Origin of the sequence: Peribacillus alkalitolerans (assembly GCF_010882125.1) — a bacterium.
In the GTDB taxonomy this organism is placed as follows: domain Bacteria; phylum Bacillota; class Bacilli; order Bacillales; family DSM-1321; genus Bacillus_BN; species Bacillus_BN alkalitolerans.
The window spans coordinates 45661-62654 of record NZ_JAAGVZ010000008.1; the positions used below are offsets into that span (position 1 = coordinate 45661).

Annotated in this window: 14 protein-coding genes; 7 read left to right on the top strand and 7 right to left on the bottom strand. The window is 35.7% G+C overall.

Annotated elements, in window-relative coordinates; genetic code table 11:
* Window positions 1-168 precede the first annotated feature (168 nt).
* The 3 genes from moaA to G3O09_RS11335 all read right to left on the bottom strand — a co-directional run bounded on the left by moaA (window position 169) and on the right by G3O09_RS11335 (window position 2932).
* Window positions 169-1182, bottom strand: a complete 1014-nt coding sequence (gene moaA / locus G3O09_RS11325) for a GTP 3',8-cyclase MoaA (RefSeq protein WP_163101602.1) — start codon at window positions 1180-1182, stop codon at window positions 169-171.
* A gap of 657 nt (window positions 1183-1839) precedes the next feature.
* The gene (locus tag G3O09_RS11330; RefSeq protein ID WP_163101603.1) at window positions 1840-2148 is read right to left on the bottom strand and encodes a metal-sulfur cluster assembly factor; all 309 of its coding nucleotides are present in this window, start codon (window positions 2146-2148) and stop codon (window positions 1840-1842) included.
* A gap of 16 nt (window positions 2149-2164) precedes the next feature.
* Window positions 2165-2932 (bottom strand): prolyl oligopeptidase family serine peptidase, encoded by a 768-nt coding sequence (locus G3O09_RS11335; RefSeq protein ID WP_163101604.1) that lies wholly within the window; start codon window positions 2930-2932, stop codon window positions 2165-2167.
* Window positions 2933-3142: 210 nt separating this feature from the next.
* Between G3O09_RS11335 and G3O09_RS11340 the strand changes: the two genes are divergently transcribed.
* The 3 genes from G3O09_RS11340 (at window position 3143) to G3O09_RS11345 (ending at window position 4429) form a co-directional block, all read left to right on the top strand.
* The gene (locus G3O09_RS11340) at window positions 3143-3961 is read left to right on the top strand and encodes a Cof-type HAD-IIB family hydrolase (RefSeq protein WP_163101605.1); all 819 of its coding nucleotides are present in this window, start codon (window positions 3143-3145) and stop codon (window positions 3959-3961) included.
* 126 nt (window positions 3962-4087) lie between these two features.
* Window positions 4088-4243, top strand: coding sequence for a hypothetical protein (locus G3O09_RS22185; RefSeq protein WP_205439646.1), 156 nt, complete (start codon window positions 4088-4090; stop codon window positions 4241-4243).
* Entirely contained in the window at window positions 4244-4429 is a 186-nt protein-coding gene (locus G3O09_RS11345) for a DUF3813 domain-containing protein (protein ID WP_163101606.1), read from the top strand.
* Window positions 4430-4488: 59 nt separating this feature from the next.
* Here the strand turns inward: G3O09_RS11345 and G3O09_RS11350 are convergent, their stop codons facing one another.
* On the bottom strand, window positions 4489-5331 hold the full coding sequence (locus G3O09_RS11350) for a YitT family protein (RefSeq protein WP_163101607.1): 843 nt from the start codon (window positions 5329-5331) through the stop codon (window positions 4489-4491).
* Between the two features lie 179 nt (window positions 5332-5510).
* Between G3O09_RS11350 and G3O09_RS11355 the strand changes: the two genes are divergently transcribed.
* From G3O09_RS11355 to G3O09_RS11370, 4 genes are all read left to right on the top strand, one after another.
* Window positions 5511-6371, top strand: a complete 861-nt coding sequence (locus G3O09_RS11355; protein ID WP_163101608.1) for a DegV family protein — start codon at window positions 5511-5513, stop codon at window positions 6369-6371.
* Between the two features lie 96 nt (window positions 6372-6467).
* On the top strand, window positions 6468-6599 hold the full coding sequence (locus G3O09_RS11360; RefSeq protein WP_108670077.1) for a DUF3941 domain-containing protein: 132 nt from the start codon (window positions 6468-6470) through the stop codon (window positions 6597-6599).
* 134 nt (window positions 6600-6733) lie between these two features.
* Complete coding sequence (locus G3O09_RS11365; RefSeq protein WP_163101609.1) at window positions 6734-7225, top strand: YajQ family cyclic di-GMP-binding protein; 492 nt, start codon at window positions 6734-6736, stop codon at window positions 7223-7225.
* A gap of 314 nt (window positions 7226-7539) precedes the next feature.
* Window positions 7540-8418, top strand: coding sequence for an SDR family oxidoreductase (locus tag G3O09_RS11370; RefSeq protein WP_163101610.1), 879 nt, complete (start codon window positions 7540-7542; stop codon window positions 8416-8418).
* A 295-nt stretch (window positions 8419-8713) separates the two neighbouring features.
* Here G3O09_RS11370 and G3O09_RS11375 read toward each other — a convergent pair whose 3' ends face one another.
* The 3 genes from G3O09_RS11375 to G3O09_RS11385 all read right to left on the bottom strand — a co-directional run bounded on the left by G3O09_RS11375 (window position 8714) and on the right by G3O09_RS11385 (window position 16780).
* Complete coding sequence (locus tag G3O09_RS11375) at window positions 8714-8929, bottom strand: hypothetical protein (protein ID WP_163101611.1); 216 nt, start codon at window positions 8927-8929, stop codon at window positions 8714-8716.
* Between the two features lie 450 nt (window positions 8930-9379).
* Window positions 9380-10135 (bottom strand): hypothetical protein, encoded by a 756-nt coding sequence (locus G3O09_RS11380; protein WP_163101612.1) that lies wholly within the window; start codon window positions 10133-10135, stop codon window positions 9380-9382.
* Window positions 10136-10153: 18 nt separating this feature from the next.
* Complete coding sequence (locus G3O09_RS11385) at window positions 10154-16780, bottom strand: DNRLRE domain-containing protein (protein WP_163101613.1); 6627 nt, start codon at window positions 16778-16780, stop codon at window positions 10154-10156.
* Window positions 16781-16994 lie beyond the last annotated feature (214 nt).

The window sequence follows — 16994 nt, forward strand, 5'->3', positions numbered from 1 at the left end:
TATTAGGAAGGTGCCTGTTATCTTTTACTTAATACATAGATTGTTTTCATGACAAATTCCAACATGGATCATAACTATTCTTAATCAGTGAGTCACATATAAGGCCTAGATAATTTTCTAGTGCGGCATGCTCTCTGCGTTGGCATTGCATTTTTTTTTGAAGTGAACCTAACCACCTATATACGACATCTCCACTTTTTCCACATTCTGTTTTCTGTCAGTGAATCGTTCATCAGAATAGCGATTCTCTCTATTCCTCCAAATCCTTTCGATTTGTCTAAGAATCTCTTCGTCCATAGATCCATCCCGAAGTGTATGTCTCAAATCATGCCCTTTCCCGTTAAAAAGACATGTAAATAATTGGCCATTTGCAGAAATTCTTGCCCGAGTACAGCTTGAACAGAAGGATTGAGAAACCGAAGTGATAAATCCTACATCTATATCCGAGTCTTTATATCTGAAGCGCTTTGCTACCTCTCCAAAATAATCTGGATTTTGTGTTTCCAATCGGAAATGTTCGGTCAGCATCCCCATTATGTCCTGCATAGTTATCACTTGATCATTCGCCCATCCATTTGTGGAACCTACATCCATAAATTCAATAAATCTTAACTGTACCCCATTATTCTTACAAAATATAGCCATCGGAATGATTTGATCATCATTCATTCCTTTTTTTACAACCATGTTGATCTTTACACCCAGCCCAGCTTCTTTGGCAGCATGTATCCCTTTTAAGACTGGTTTGGTAGACACTCCTCTTCCATTAATCATTGCAAACTTTTCATCATCCAAGCTATCTAGACTAATGTTAACCCTTTGTAACCCAGCTTTTTTTAGCTCTGCCGCATATTTAGGTAGGTAGACTCCATTGGTTGTCAAAGCGATATCTTGGATTCCCTCAACCCTTGTTATTGCTTGTATGAGGATATGTAAATCTTTACGGAGTAATGGTTCCCCACCTGTGATGCGAATTTTTTCAACTCCAAGCTTCGCAAAAAGAGTGGTGATACGAACAATTTCTTCAAAGGTTAATAATTCATCTTTTTTGAGAAATGGGAAAGAGTCATCAAAAATTTCAGCAGGCATGCAATATTGACATCTAAAATTGCATTGATCAATGACCGAAATCCGCAAATCCCTTAAAGGCCTATTCAGTTGGTCACGAACCTTATCCTGCATACTCTCACACCTTTTTTTAAATAGTTATACTATTTTCTCATGGAATAGGTTAAATAAAAAGGAATAATGCTTACTGGACTAATGTAACTCGTTAAAGTCTGCTTATTAACTGATAAATGTAGTGGATTACGCGAAGCTTGTGATGGATATCGAACCAAATGTGCACGAAATCCCTCTTTAAAAGTGGATAAATCCGCTAAAATCTCCAAAAGTGAAGGATAAATTTTCAAAAGTGAAGGATATTTACCTCGAATGTGATCGATAACGCATACTGAGTGATGGATATCAGTAGCAAACTGAACGATAAACCCATTCCAAATCCCAAAGAAAACACCGCTCAATTTCTAAAAGTGAGCGATAAAATTGAAATGTGGAGGATAATGCTAAGTTTGTTATGGATATCAAGCCCAAAGTGCACGAAATCCCTCTTTAAAAGTGGATAAATCCGCTAAAATCTCCAAAAGTGAAGGATAAATTTTCAAAAGTGAAGGATATTTACCTCGAATGTGATCGATAACGCATACTGAGTGATGGATATCAGTAGCAAACTGAACGATTAATCCCCTCAACCCAAACTGAATAGTCCTCTCTCTTGTCTCCAATAAAAAAGCAGAATCTCAATGAAGAAGCTCTCCATTTAAAATTCTGCTTTACTAATTATTGAATCCCAAGGGCAATTTTCGCATAGCGAGACATTCTATCTTTTGTCCATGGTGGATTCCAGACGATGTTGACTTGAGGATCCTTGACTTCAGGAAGGTCTTCAAGAAAGTTTTTTACTTGCTCGACTATGACTCCAGCCAGCGGGCATCCCATTGATGTAAGGGTCATGGTGATGATTGTACGCCCTTCATCATCCATATCCACGTCATATACTAATCCGAGGTTTACGATATCGACTCCGAGTTCAGGATCAATAACTTGTTCCAACACACCTAATATATTTTCTTTTAATTCTTTTTCCAAATGAAATTCACCCTTTCTAAAGATGCTTTTCAAACCATTTAGTGGCTTCGAGCATTGCATAGTGTGAGACGATGTGTACCCCTTTCTCTTCAAGTAAGAAGGAAATTTCTCCTCCACTCTCATCATATAGGGGCTTCAATTTTTCATAGAAATTATAGGCACTATGATAAGGGACGACTGAATCACGATCTCCATGCCAGAAGAGTAATGGGATTGGACGCCATTCCTCCACGCTTAACGATGGATCATATTCCTTCAGCCCTTCATATTCTTGCTGAATTTCCTCTTCGGTCATCGGCATCTCTTTTACTACTTTACGTACATTTTCTACTTGGAATTCCGCAAATTCTACATATGCAGGGGATCCCATTAAGCAAACCGCAGATTTAATCCAGTCGTATCTTCTAAGAGAACCCATCGTAATGATTCCACCCATGGATGTCCCAGATATGCCAATACGAGTTTCATCAGCAAGTCCCATCCGTACATATTCATTTTTCAAAACTTCAAGTTCATGAATAGTGTTTTTTACAATTTTCCAGAAATTCAAGCCAAGTTTGAATTCATCGTACCCTTCTGACCTCTCTCCATGTAAGAGTGCTTCAGGCATGACCACTCGAAATCCTTTTTCAGCTAGTAGGTAGGCAATGGTTAAGTTTCTTTCCTTAACACTTGTAAATCCATGTACAAATAAGATGAATGGCAATGTCTCTTGCATTGAATCTTGTTTGACAACGTGCAGAACGGGAATATCTTTTATTACTTCTCTATTTACTATAACCATGCATCTTTCCCCCATAACATGTTACAAGTTTTTCTTTTACAATTACTATACGCGAAACATGTATAAATGGAAAAAGATTTAACTTTCACTTAAAATGTATTTTACATAACCTTTATACAATATACATGTTGGAATTGGATATATTTTATTAGAAGAACTTATTATACAAACCTCCAGTATATATACCACTTAACGAAAAAGGAGAAATTTATGACTGATCAACATTTAATCGTATTAGATTTAGATGGCACGTTATTAAAAGATGATAAAACAATTTCTGATAGGACAAAAAAGACCCTTTTCACATTAAAAGACCAAGGGCATCAAGTCATGATTGCAACCGGACGTCCTTATCGATCCAGTGAAATGTACTATAAGGAATTAGGCTTGAACACCCCCATTGTCAATTTTAACGGGGCATTTGTCCATCATCCTACTTATACAAATTGGGGTTCTTTCCATACTCCCCTAGATATTAAAGTAGCTAAAGATATTGTTGAAGCTTGTGATCAATTTAAGTATCACAATATTATCGCTGAAGTACGAGATGATGTGTATTTCCATTATCATGACGAAAAGCTAATTGATATATTCAAATTAGGGAATCCGAAAGTAACGACAGGTGATTTAAGACATTTCCTAGAGACTAATCCAACTTCGATGTTAATTCATACTGAGCCAGAGCATGTTGCATCCATACGTAAGCACCTTTCAGATGTCCATGCGGAAGTGATTGACCATAGAAGATGGGCTGATCCTTTCCATGTCATCGAAATCGTAAAATCCGGGCTCAATAAAGCTGTTGGAATTAAAAAAGTCGCACAGTATTTCGATATTCCACAAAGCAAGATCATTGCGTTTGGGGATGAGGATAATGACCTTGAAATGTTAGACTATGCTGGCTGTGGTGTAGCTATGGGCAATGCTATTTCTGCTTTGAAAAATGTTGCTAATGATACGACCTTATCTAATGAAGAGGATGGAATTGCTTTGTTCCTAGAAGAGAAATTCAATATCAAGCTGGCCTAATAGAAGTTATTTCCTTCATGAAAAAGAGCAATTTGAACACAATAGTAAAAGACACAGTGATTGTGTCGGACTGTCGTATGATTGACAATTTGCTGCATTAAATCGACTAGAATGTGGGGGATAACAATGGGTAGAAGCAATAAATCTAAGCGTTTCGTTCAACAAGGCAAGGATGTTGTTTCAAAGCATGATGAAAAAATCCCTTATCATATGACCTTGGCTGAGGCGGAAGCCAAAAAGATGAAAAGCCATGGCGAAGATTTATCTCTTGGAGGTTTCTAAATGGGTAACCACTTATTCCAGGAAGCTAGAAATTGTGTCAATCAAGCTGTAAACGCTACTGAGGGTAATCAGCAGCAAGCAATCGAAAAAGCTCAAAATGCCCTTTCATCTGCTTATGCTAATTCCACTGTTGCCGAACAGGCTCAGCTAAGCCAAATGCAGGAACAGTTGGACTCTTGCAAATAAGTCCGAAATGTTAAAGAACAAAAATGGCACGTAAAGAGAATTTCTCTACGTGCCATTTTTTAATCCCTGCGAAAGAATCCAAATACACCTTCAGTATGAACGATATTGGTAAAGGCAGTCGGATCGACTGATTTAATAATTTTTTCTAAATCATATAGCTCATAACGAGTAATGACAATCATCATCATTTCCTTGCTTTCATTTGTAAAAGCACCTTTAGCAGGAATTGTAGTGATACCGCGGACTAGCTTCCCATGAATAGCAGATTTTAACTCTTCTGATTTTTTCGTAATGATTAAAGCAGTCAATTTATTATGACGTGTATGAATGGCATCTACAACCCTAGAAGCAGCATAAAGTGTTACTAACGTATATAGTGCTTTTTCCCACCCATATATGTATCCGGCCGTCAAAATAATAATAGCATTTAGACTAAAAAGATAGGTACCTACAGGCTTGTCTTTCATACGCGACAAAATCATAGCTATGATATCCATTCCACCTGTGGACGCTCCGTATTTGAGCGTGAACCCTACACCAACAGCAGAGATAACACCACCAAAAACTGCATTGAGCAAAATGTCTGGTGATACTTTGACTACTGGGATTACTTCCATGAAAAATGACATAAGTAATACGCTTAGGAAACTATATAAAGTAAAAGATCTCCCAACCTTTTTCCACGCCAGTACGGTTATAGGAACGTTAAGAATTAACAACAACACCCCTGTGGAAATTTCAATTGAAGCGAATGTAGAAAATAAACTGGATAATAGCTGTGCAACCCCAGCAAATCCGCTCGCATACACTTTTGCAGGAATTAAGAAGAAATTCATCGCTATGGCATTAAGCAGAGCCCCAATGATGACAATGATGATTTTTTTTATTTCAGACCAATACAATGCACTTCCTCCTTTATTCGTTTATAATTTACTTATAGAAGATATAGGAAAGTAAGGAAGATATCAACGATTATCTCTTAATTTTCCCTATTTACAAGAATTAACACTCCTCTTTCCTATCTAATTTTTCAATGCTACACTATTGTGTAAATTATATATTTTAAAAGCAGGTGAATTAAATGAGCGTACATATTTTGGCGGATAGCGCCAGCGACTTGCCTTATTCATATTTTCAAGAAAATCAATTGCATTTTATTCCATTACTCGTTCATTTAGATGGAAAGGATTACGAAGATGGCTTAACGATTCAATCTAAAAGTGTCTATGATGCGATGCGTAATGGTTCAGCAGCAAAGACTTCCCAAGCTTCTCCAGAGTACTTCCATAAATTATTTACCCAATTTGCTGAAGAAAAAAAACAAGGGATTTATGTAGCTTTTTCTTCTGAACTTTCGGGTACATACAATACAGCTGTCATGATTCGTAATGAAGTAAAAGAAATTCATCCTGACCTAGATCTAGAAATCATCGACTCTAAATGCGCATCCTTAGGTTATGGATTAGTTGTAAAAGTGGCCGCTAACCTGGCATCTAAGGGAGCGACAAAAGAAGAAATCATAAAGGCCGTTGAATTCAATAGTACTCATATGGAACACCTTTTCACTGTTGATGAACTAGAATATTTGGCACGTGGTGGCCGTATTTCAAAAGCATCGGCGTTTGTAGGTGGACTTTTAAATATTAAGCCTTTGCTTCATGTTGAAGAAGGTAAACTTGTTCCCCTTGAAAAGATTCGAGGAAAAAAGAAACTTTTAAAGAAAGTTCTTGATTTAATGCATGAGCGTGGAGAGAAATTGCAACAACAAACGATTGGAATAAGCCATGCAGATGATTTGGAAACAGCTCTTGAATGGAAGGCAGCAATTTCCCAAGAGTTTGGTTCTACTCAATTTGTAATTGAAATGATTGGTTCAGCCGTTGGTGCACATGCTGGACCTGGAACAATTGCACTCTTTTTCTTAAACAAGCTTCCTGAATAAAAAACATGGATTACAATGTACAGCAAAACACATAATCCAATACATACTCCTTTCCTATAAAACGAATACTAACTTTACAGGAAAGGGGTGTTCATTATGCCTAAAACTTCAGATAACGATAAAAAAGCTAAAGACAATCAAGCCCTGCAACATGAGAAAAATATGGTCCGTGAAAAGAACCGTAAAGCAGGTAGAGATGCTTATTCTAAAAAAACAGATCATTTATAGTATGGAATATAACAGCCTTCTGTCTTCACTGACAGAAGGCTTTATTTGTCACTAAAGCTATTTTTCAATATAATGGTACATATACAATTAGCTCTATCACATAGATTTTGAAGTTAATTAGGAGGTACATACATATGTCAAAAGAGAGTTCATTCGATATCGTCTGCAAGGTGGATGTTTCTGAAGTGACTAATGGGGTCAACATCGCTTTGAAGGAAATTCAAAACCGTTTTGATTTTAAAGGTAGCAAGAGCGATATTAAAGTAGAAAAAGACGAGCTTGTCCTTGTTTCTGATGATGAGTACAAGCTTGATCAACTGAAGGATGTCATGATTTCCAAGCTACTTAAACGTGGTGTAGGAACGAAGAATTTAGATTATGGAAAAATTGAAGGTGCATCAGGCGGTACAGTTCGTCAACGTGCAAAGCTAATTCAAGGCATTGATAAAGAAAACGCTAAAACCATTAATAACATCATTAAAAACAGCGGATTAAAAGTGAAATCGCAAATCCAAGACGACCAAATCCGTGTAACTGGGAAGAGTAAAGATGATTTGCAAAAAATCATGGCTTCCATTCGTGAAGCAGGTCTTCCAATCGACGTGCAGTTTATGAATTTTAGATAAGACATTTAGAATCGAATTCGAAAACATCTTATATGTTTTTGAATTCGATTTTTTGTTTAACTTTTTTAGACATTACTTGTCTTGCTCCGAGGCATTCGATTTTCTAATGCCGTCATCTGCGTAAGACTTCACGTTTTTGTCTGCCAAAGCCAAGCGACTAGAATGCTTCCGTTTTTATTACATAATCGCCTCTCTGTGGGTAAAAGTAATAAAGCAGGATTTACGAATCAGTCCCATTTCCAAAATTTCTCACGTTTTCTAACAAGGATTTATTGGAATAAGTACACAGAGAGTAACGATTGGAGGAATGAATTATGACAAACCAAAATCAACAAAATCCAAAGAAACCAGCTTTTCCACCCCAGCATCAAAATCATCAGCCTGGAATCCAGACGGAAATGACTCCTGAACCCGAATCCGTGAAATCTAACTATCAAGGTAGTAATAAGCTAAAGGATAAGGTAGCAATCATTACAGGGGGAGACAGTGGGATTGGACGTGCAGTTGCGATATATTACGCTAAAGAAGGGGCAGACGTTAGTATCGTATATTTGGACGAGCATGATGATGCAAATAAAACGAAAGAGCTTGTGGAAGCTGAAGGTAAGAAATGCTTATTATTAGCAGGAGATCTTGGTGAAGAGGCATTTTGTAATGAAGTTATCGAAAAAACCGTTGGAGAGTTTGGTAAACTCGATATCCTTGTCAATAATGCAGCAGAACAACATCCTCAAAAAAGCATTCTTGATATTTCAGCAGAACAAATGCAAAAAACTTTCAAGACGAACTTTTTCGCATACTTTTACTTAGCAAAAGCTGCTCTCCCTCATTTAAAGAAAGGCAGTTCAATCATTAACACTGCATCTGTCACAGCATATGAAGGACATCCGGAACTCATTGATTATTCCTCTACAAAAGGTGCGATTGTTTCATTCACTAGAGCCTTGTCCAACTCCATTTCCAAGGATGGTATCCGTGTAAACGGTGTTGCTCCCGGTCCTATTTGGACACCACTCATCCCTTCTACCTTTGATGAGAATAAAGTGGCGAAATTTGGTCAAGACACCCCAATGGGTCGCGCTGGACAACCTGAAGAACTAGCTCCTTCCTACGTTTTCTTAGCATCCGACGATTCTTCCTATATCAGTGGTCAAATGATCCATGTTAATGGAGGAAAAGTATTAAACGGATAATATTTGGAGCTCAATTCATGATGGATTGGGCTTTTTTGTTTGCTCAAAAAAGCTGTATGTGGATTATTAAAGGGTTCCGTTTTGAGGTGCTTTTCTAAAAATACTTACCGAAATGACAGTCGTTTTGGCATCGTTATTGGTATATATAAAAGCAAAACTCGCCATAGTAATTGGCGAGTTTCTTTATTAGGAATACCGAAACCTTATTTAACTAAAGCCCCCTTTAGTTTAAGTGCATTCCTTCACAATCAATAAATAAAAAGAGCTGTCACATTGACAATTTTAGCAATACTATTTAATCTGATTCATTCATGGTATGAATTACATCCCCCGCTTTACGGCACGCTATTTTTTTGGAATCAGATTTAAGCCTGTAAATACTTCTTTTTCCATCAGGGTTTCGTATCTCTATGCGAAAATAGCGACTACAATCCTCATTTCCAAATTCCACTCGATTAATACGGTCCATTCGTGTTTCAGCTTTTTCAAGCATGATCACTAACGGTGCCATTTTCAACACCCTTTTCCAAACACTTATTTGCTTATTTTTCAAGTAAATGAACACAAAAAAGCCCTTGGGCAAGCTTGTATAAATGAACAAAAGTCCATTAAACACAAACAGCCCAAAGGCTTAAAATTAGTAATTCACCGCACACTAAAAAGTGACAAAAAAACAAAAAGAAAAATAAGTTAAAGTAATTTTAGCATTCTAGTTAGTAGATAAAAAGGATTTTGTTATTGTTTAACTCTATTAATAACCTCGTTCCGCTTAATTCTTGTTAAAAAAGAGAGACTATTCTAAAAAGTATATAGGCTGACCTACTTTGTGCTTCTATTAAATTACAAAGTTTCTATTAAGATTCTTTAGTAGAACTAATCATTTCCTTTATTTGGTTAATTAATAAAGGACTATTCGTTTGAACTTCAATGTAGTTAGAGTCATATATTTTGCAAATTAGTTCTAAATCAAGTATTTTAACTTTTCTTTACTTTCTTTTACTAATTGGTCTTCAATTCCTTCTTTATACATTTCCATCAAATTAAGTACACATAAATCTGTCATGATTTGTACAGCTAGTTTATTTCGTCTACTAGTATAAGCAACATTTGCAGTTAACTTAACATCATTTCTTATAATTTTAAAGGTGAAATCACTTAAATATTCATCTGAGAAACACATAGCGGCAAATACATTTTCCCTATTAAAGTCTGAATTGTTGGTGAGTTTGATATCATTTATATCTTCAAATTCTTTTGTAAAAAATATACAAACCACTCCAAAATCTTCATTATAATCGATAATTTGTCCAGCATAATAGGATTGATCGCTTTCGACTGGTATAGCGAAAATATCTCCTATATTCCATTCTTGACCTTTAGGTATTTTATATGTTTTTATCTCTTTTATTATCTCATCTTTTATATTTTCATCTACTTCATATGAAGAATCACTTAGTTTGTTTATCAAAATAGCGACTTCTAGTACTTTTTCCCCGCTTTTGTGTGAAAAAGATGCTCCATCGGATTCTGAATCAAATGAAATACTTTTAAATCCTTTCATTTCTTTTAGTTCTTTCTTGATTATTCTTATAGCATCTTCAGTAGTTTCTTTTTGTAAGAATTCTGCTACATCAGCATAAAACCAAAACTTTTTATATGTTGGATTAGGAAAGTGAATCTTAATTTTTCCTACTTGCAATTCTTTTTTCTCATACATTTAAAACCATCTACCTTTCTATATATTCCATTTTTTCCATTTTCTTTTAGAGATTTCATTTCTTTTATTCTCTAGTTCTTCGAATTTTTTGTATCTATTTATCATCTTTTGCTCATATCTTCTTGCTTGTCTTTTGTTTTTTGCGGTTAATAATGGCTCCATCCTATATTTTCTATTATTTGCTTCCTCATGCTCTTTACCACGTCGTTTTAATGATCTAATTGTTCTTCCAATATATTTCCGGCCACTTTTTAAATCTGTTCTTAAATAAATAATATGTTTTTGTGCGCCTTTGGCTAATTTAGATACACTACCAGGACCCCACAAAATTTCCCCTCTTGAAATCGGAGCTTTTGGTTTGTATTTTAACTCAATAAATTTATTTTTATATTTCTTTGATTTCAACCCATCTGGATCAATCATCATTACAGGGTTATTATTAGCGTATGCATATCCATTTTGAGTCAATATATCATCATCATCACCAGGATCAGGATCTAATGATAAAAAGACTCCATGAATAGGATGATAGTATCGAGCCATTAGATAATACAATCCAGTTTCTTCATCATACTGATATCCAGCATAGCGATATGGATTTTCTAATGCAACCCCTGTTAAATCTTCTGAATTAAGTGGATTACCCCAACTATCATACTTATAAGTTCCTACAATAGATCCGTTATGATCAGTCAGTGCTATTACATCACCACGTGGGTTGTAATGGTAATAATACGTACCAGATACAGCACTTCCATTGTATTTATTTAATGCGAGAAGCTGACCATCTACACCGTAAACATAAGAACGTAAAACTTGTTCATTTTCATTGGTTTCATAGAGAACATTTAAGCTATCACCATCATAAATAAAATTGGTAATGGTGCCTTGAACATTCTTTTGAATACGTCTGCCATTATCATCATATTTGTATTCTGCGTATGGAGAAGTTTCCCCTTTTTTATAAACTGCAATTAATTGATCTGCTGCATTCCATTCATACGTATATTTAGAATCTGCAATTCGATTTCCATTTTCATCGTATTGAATGGATTCTTCACCAAATGTTGTTAGTTGATTGGCCAAATTATACATTGGTTGGATGGCAGGTGCATTACCTAATTTAATATAGTTTCTATTACCAAAACCATCATAATTAAACTCATTGGTTGTACCATCTGGGAGTGTTTCTACTCTCAGTTGATCTAGATCATCATACGTATAGTTTGTTGAAGTTCCATCTTCGTATTTAATTTCTTTCCGATTTCCATTCGCATCATAAACATATCTTTCATTTATGATTGGATTGATTTGACCCGTGGTAGAATCTACTTTACCAGTACTTTGGGAAGTCACCTGACCAGCACGGTCATATATATAACTGGTGCCTACTCCATTTGGTGGTGTATAAGTATGAACATTCCCTAACTCATCATAATCCATCCGGAAAGTATTAATCCCATTCTTGATCAGTGTGTTTTGATCTAACTTGTCATATTCATAGTCAACGGTTTGACTTACCCCACCGTGGGTAAACATGACAGATTCTAACTTATCTGACTTCAGTGGGTATGTCCATGAAGAAGAACCGATTTGTATATCATTCTTTTTCAGAATTTGACTTGTTACTCGATTTTTCTCATCAAAGTTTATTATTTTTTTTATTTGATTTAAAAAATCAGTGATTTCTGTTTCATTGCCATTTTTATCTTTGATAAATTTATAGACTGGTGCATTATTATAAAAGACTTGTTCTACACGATCTGCACCATCATAGGAGTTTTTAATGATATTTCCATTAGGAAGCAAAATCTCTTCTAGGTTATCATTATCATCATATTTATTTATCGTTTTTTGATTTAATGGATTAGTGACTGAAATCAGTTTATCATCTTCATCATATTCATAATGGAATTCCTGTTTCTTATTATCTACGGAAGACTCAATAGTTTTTACTTTGTTATTGCCGTTTTTATCATATACATAATTAACTACAGAATTATTTGGAAGCACTAAAGATTTTAATTGGTTATTTAAATCATAATTAAAAGTTTTTTGAAATCCCCGAGGATTAATTTCAGATATTAAATTTCCTATCTCGTCAAAAGATTTCGTAGATTTTCGACCTAAGACATCCGTGATACCTTCAGCATAATTTTTCTTTTCATCATATACTGTTTTTTCTAGAATATTTCCTTCCACTAAACGAATTCCATCAAACCAAACCGTTCCCGTGTTATTATTTCTAAAAAGAACATACGTATCAATACTTTTAATGGCTTTATCTGAATTCAAATATACTGCTGAACGATTCCAATCCTGAGTTCCTAAAGGAAACAGAGCTTGTTTGTCTTCAAAAGTACCATCAATATAAACAACTTTCGCCCATAAAGAATAGTCTTTGTTAGGGCCATTATCAACGGTATTCTTTACATTTTCTGATTTGGATAAACCAGTTATTGTGACAGGTGCTGCTTCCTCTTGATTTAGGTCTATTGTTTGCCTGTATTGAATGGCGGATTGACTCGTTAGGGTTCTTGTCATTTTTAAAGCCGATGTTTCATTAAAACCACCCGTTACATCAACTTCACCTAGCCCAGAACTTTTAACCCAGCCTGTAACACCATCTTCAAAGCTACTATTTACATACGGATTAAATGAAGATGAAACATCAGATTGTTCAACTTGGATTTCATCAAACCATGCTTCACCTGACGAGGATGGATTTCGGTGATCCACTTCTAAGTAAAGCTTAATTTTATTTACATTGCTGCCAGTTTTGAAGGTTACTTGTCTTTTTGACCAAGTTTGAGTCCCTGTTAAAGCCGAGTAACGATGATCGGCCCAACTTACATGAGAACTGCCATTCAACAGTTGCACATTGATAAATGCATTGGCATTTTTCAAATCTAGAGATTTAATTTTTGCACTCACAGTATAGGTTTTATCCGGTTCTACATTAATCTCTCGTGTAACCCCAGCATACCCAATTTCATTTGCAGTAGATGAAGAATTCGTTGTAATACGTATAGCTTGTTTCCCACCTAGGCCCTTAATGTCACTTGAAGGGAGAGCGACCTGTGTGACAGAACCCGTATCTTTAACAAGTGAAACATTCCATCCGTCCAAGTTAGTTTCAAAACTTGGGTTACCAGCTAAGTTATGTCCAACGGCTAATGAAGAGCTGGATTCAATCTCATTCCCAAAATCATCATATTTAGCAATTGAAGATACAGCACCTGCATCATCTGTTTCTGATATAGGATTTAACCCATCGTAAGCAATGTTGGTTATATCCCCCTCTGTATCAGTAACCTGGGTTACATCATTATTGCTGTTATACTCATATACTTCTGTCCCATAACTATCCGTAGCATTTTTGACATTCCCATTTTGATCGTATTCATATGACTCAGTAGCTCCCTTACCGATGTCTTTCGGATCCCACGACTTAACCAGGTTGTTCCCCAAATATTCATATTGGGTTTCTAAATTGTTATTCGGATCTACATTACCAGGAACATAGGCATCAATTTGTCTCACAAGATTCGCAGCTGCATTATATTGAATGAATGTTTGATTACCCTTAGGGTTTGTAATGACTAATGTACGATTTGTAACAAAGTAGGTAAAGGTTGTAACTTTTCCTTTTGGATTCGTTACACTTTCAAATTTCTTATCTGCTTTATATTTGTAAGTTGTAACCACTGGCTTTTCGGAAGTATGTGTTGGACTATACACTTTTACTAAAAGACCATTGGTATCATATTCGTATTTAGTAACTTCACCTTCTGGATTCGTTACTGTTTCTAATCGTTCATTCTTATAAGTAAAGGTAGTGTTTCTTCCTTTAGGGTCTTTAATGTTTGATACTAATCCTTCAGGGTTATATTCAATGGTCAATGACCTTCCTGAAGCATCTACAATAGACGATAAGCGATTTTCCGTATAATTATAGACAGTCTTGTTTTTGTCTTTTTGGGCATCAATGATTTCTTTTAGGACTCCAGTTGCCTTATCGAAATATACACTTGTTTGATCTTTAGATGTTAAAACGTAATCGGTAGACGTTTCTTTTAAATCTAGATATACACCTGTTGGAGCATTGAATGAGCCATCGGCTTGCTTAATGAAACTGTGTATCGTCCCATCATCATCTGTGTAGTCTACTTGATTACCAGAAGTGATCATTTTTGATTCAGCGTCACTGATCCATCCCATACCAAAAATCCCTTTTATGGATGATTGGCTATTATACGTTCTTCCTATACTTAATCCTGGTCCTCTTCCATCAATAGAAATATCCGTTTCTGACACCATTAAATTGCCTGTTGCCGCATTAACGGTTCCGCCATTCACTTCAATGCCGGACCAATAATCTTCCATTCCGAGGAAAACTTCTGGGCCTGGAATGGTTGGCATGAAGGCTTCTGATACTTGGCTATCCGGGTGTCCTGCATTACTATAAGCTTGAACTCTAAACCAATAGTTCTTTCTAGTAGGGTATATTCCTCCAGAATTTTTATATACAGGAGAAGGGTCCAAAGCTAACTCTCTGCCTGCACCATCAGTGTTAAGCGCATAACCTCCAGCTGCTATTTGTAATTCTGTTGGCCAGATTCCTTTATTTTGAGTTGTCCAGGTTGTTTGTCCATCTTCGACCTTACCAACTCTTTCATATGCGGTACCATTATACATGGTAATGTAATACCCATCTGCCCCTTCTACTTCATGCCAATTTAAATTAACATAACCAGACTCTTCATGGATTGCGTTAGAATATGGCCTTCCAGTAAGTTGAGTAGGTTGTTCCATTGGCATGTAGCCCACAACAGGGGTTGACCAAGGACTATCCCCACCTGGAAATACTGCAATTACACGGACCGCATAGTTCCTTCTTGTCCCATACGTTCCTCCATCGGCAGCCGCGTTTTGATAAACGGGATTAGGATTAAAGGCAAATTCAGTTCCTGATTGATCTGCTCTTAATTTGTACTCCCCAGCATCAATTTGTGCCTGAGTAGGCCATAACTTTTTCCCTTTTGATGTCCAACTATTTACATCTCCATTAACTAGTATGGATTCGTAATCTTTCCCATTAAAAATTTGTACTTTATATTTTTCCGCACCTGTTACTTTCTTCCAGTTTACATTTAAATATCCTGTACCTGTTCCAGGTCCATTGGAAACAGCTGAAACAGTCGGTGTTTCTGGAGCATCATAGTGGTACCAAACGGATAAATAAGGTTTATTTGTGGTATTGTCTGATGAAATAACTTTCTTCCAGTAGGTCTGGCCATTACCATTGGTATGTAGTTTAAATCCATTGTTTACTTTCGTACCGGCGGCCCAAGCTTTTACTGTATTTGTTACTGTAAAATATGCCCATTCATCTTTTACTACGTCTTGTTTTTCTATATTAGTAGAGTTTGGTTTGTTATTCCACGTTAAAGTGGAAGCATCCCAACTTCCTGTTACTTCATCTATCCATAATCCTGTTGGAGTTGTTGGATAATAGGAATGAGTAACATGGACATTAAGAATTGCCTTATCGATAATCGCATTTTCAATCTTTGAAATATCCTGTTTCAAATAAGCATAGTTGGTACCAGTCGTACTATCATACAAACCAACTTTTAGCACATATTGATTAAGACCAGAATCCCATTTTTTTGTTGGAGTGCCGTAGTTAGTGGTTGGATAAGCACTCATAACAAAAGCATCCGTACTAGTTGCTACTGAAGTAGTAGGATCAATATAAATAGGAAATTTACGCTCAGGAGAAGATAACCATTCTTCATCTGCGGTAACGGTTAATAAATATCCCTCTTGATTAGGCAATTCCTCGATATGATAGTCAACTGCTTCAGAACGCACTGCTTCTGAAGATTGTGGATCTATATTTGAATCTGTCATGAAGGGTTTCGGTAACGCAAAAACTTTTTTATCCTCATTTTGTTTGAAGAATGAAACCGACCCATCCTCTTCTTTTTTTGCATGTAGAGAAGTACTTAACTTGAATGTAAAGGTATTCAAACCTTGGTAGGAATGTAGAACTAAATCTTCTTTAACATTTTCGTTAAAAGTAAAATTTCTTAAGTCAATATTAGGAAATATGTTTTTATGGATAATTTCATTATTTTGATATTCCGGTTCAACATCTTGGACTGCAACACTCTGTTGTCCTCCTGATGCTTCCAGAATGGAAAATGTTATGGAGTCAGTATCCTTTTGAAATGTAGCATATTCACCATTTTGCATTTTTTTTAGAAATGTAGATTCTAACGTAGTTTTTTCAGTTTCAATAACCTGTTGGTTGCCTAGATTTGCAGTTTGAAGCTCAGGAGAAATCTCTTTCCATTCTCCGTCTTCTTCTAAATGGACAGGTTCAAAATAGATGTTTTTAGTAAAGGTACCATCCCCATTATCAAAAACTTTACTAGTATCTGTCCGTTCTTCGATAATCTCTTTCTTTTCACCGCCCTCTTCTTCTGAAATGACTTTAACTGTCTCTTCTTTTATTACAGAAGGAGAACTGGTTGTTTCGTCTTCTGCATAAGCAAGTTGATTGAAAGGGATAGAGGTAAAAACCAACATTATAGCTAGTACCCATACTACACTCTTTCTAATGGTAAACTTTCTCATAATCTGCTCCTTTTAGTAGTATTAGATTTCTTTTTTCAAAGTAACCTAGGATAGATTATCAGAAATATTATCAATTTTTTTCAGTTTTACTTAAATGGTTAAATGTACACATATTGGAAAAGAACGTGAAAAGTGTTTCTTTAAATTAATGTTTGATTAAAAACCACCATTTAACCCTTATACTATTGCAAATAAAAAACCAACACTTTGAAAA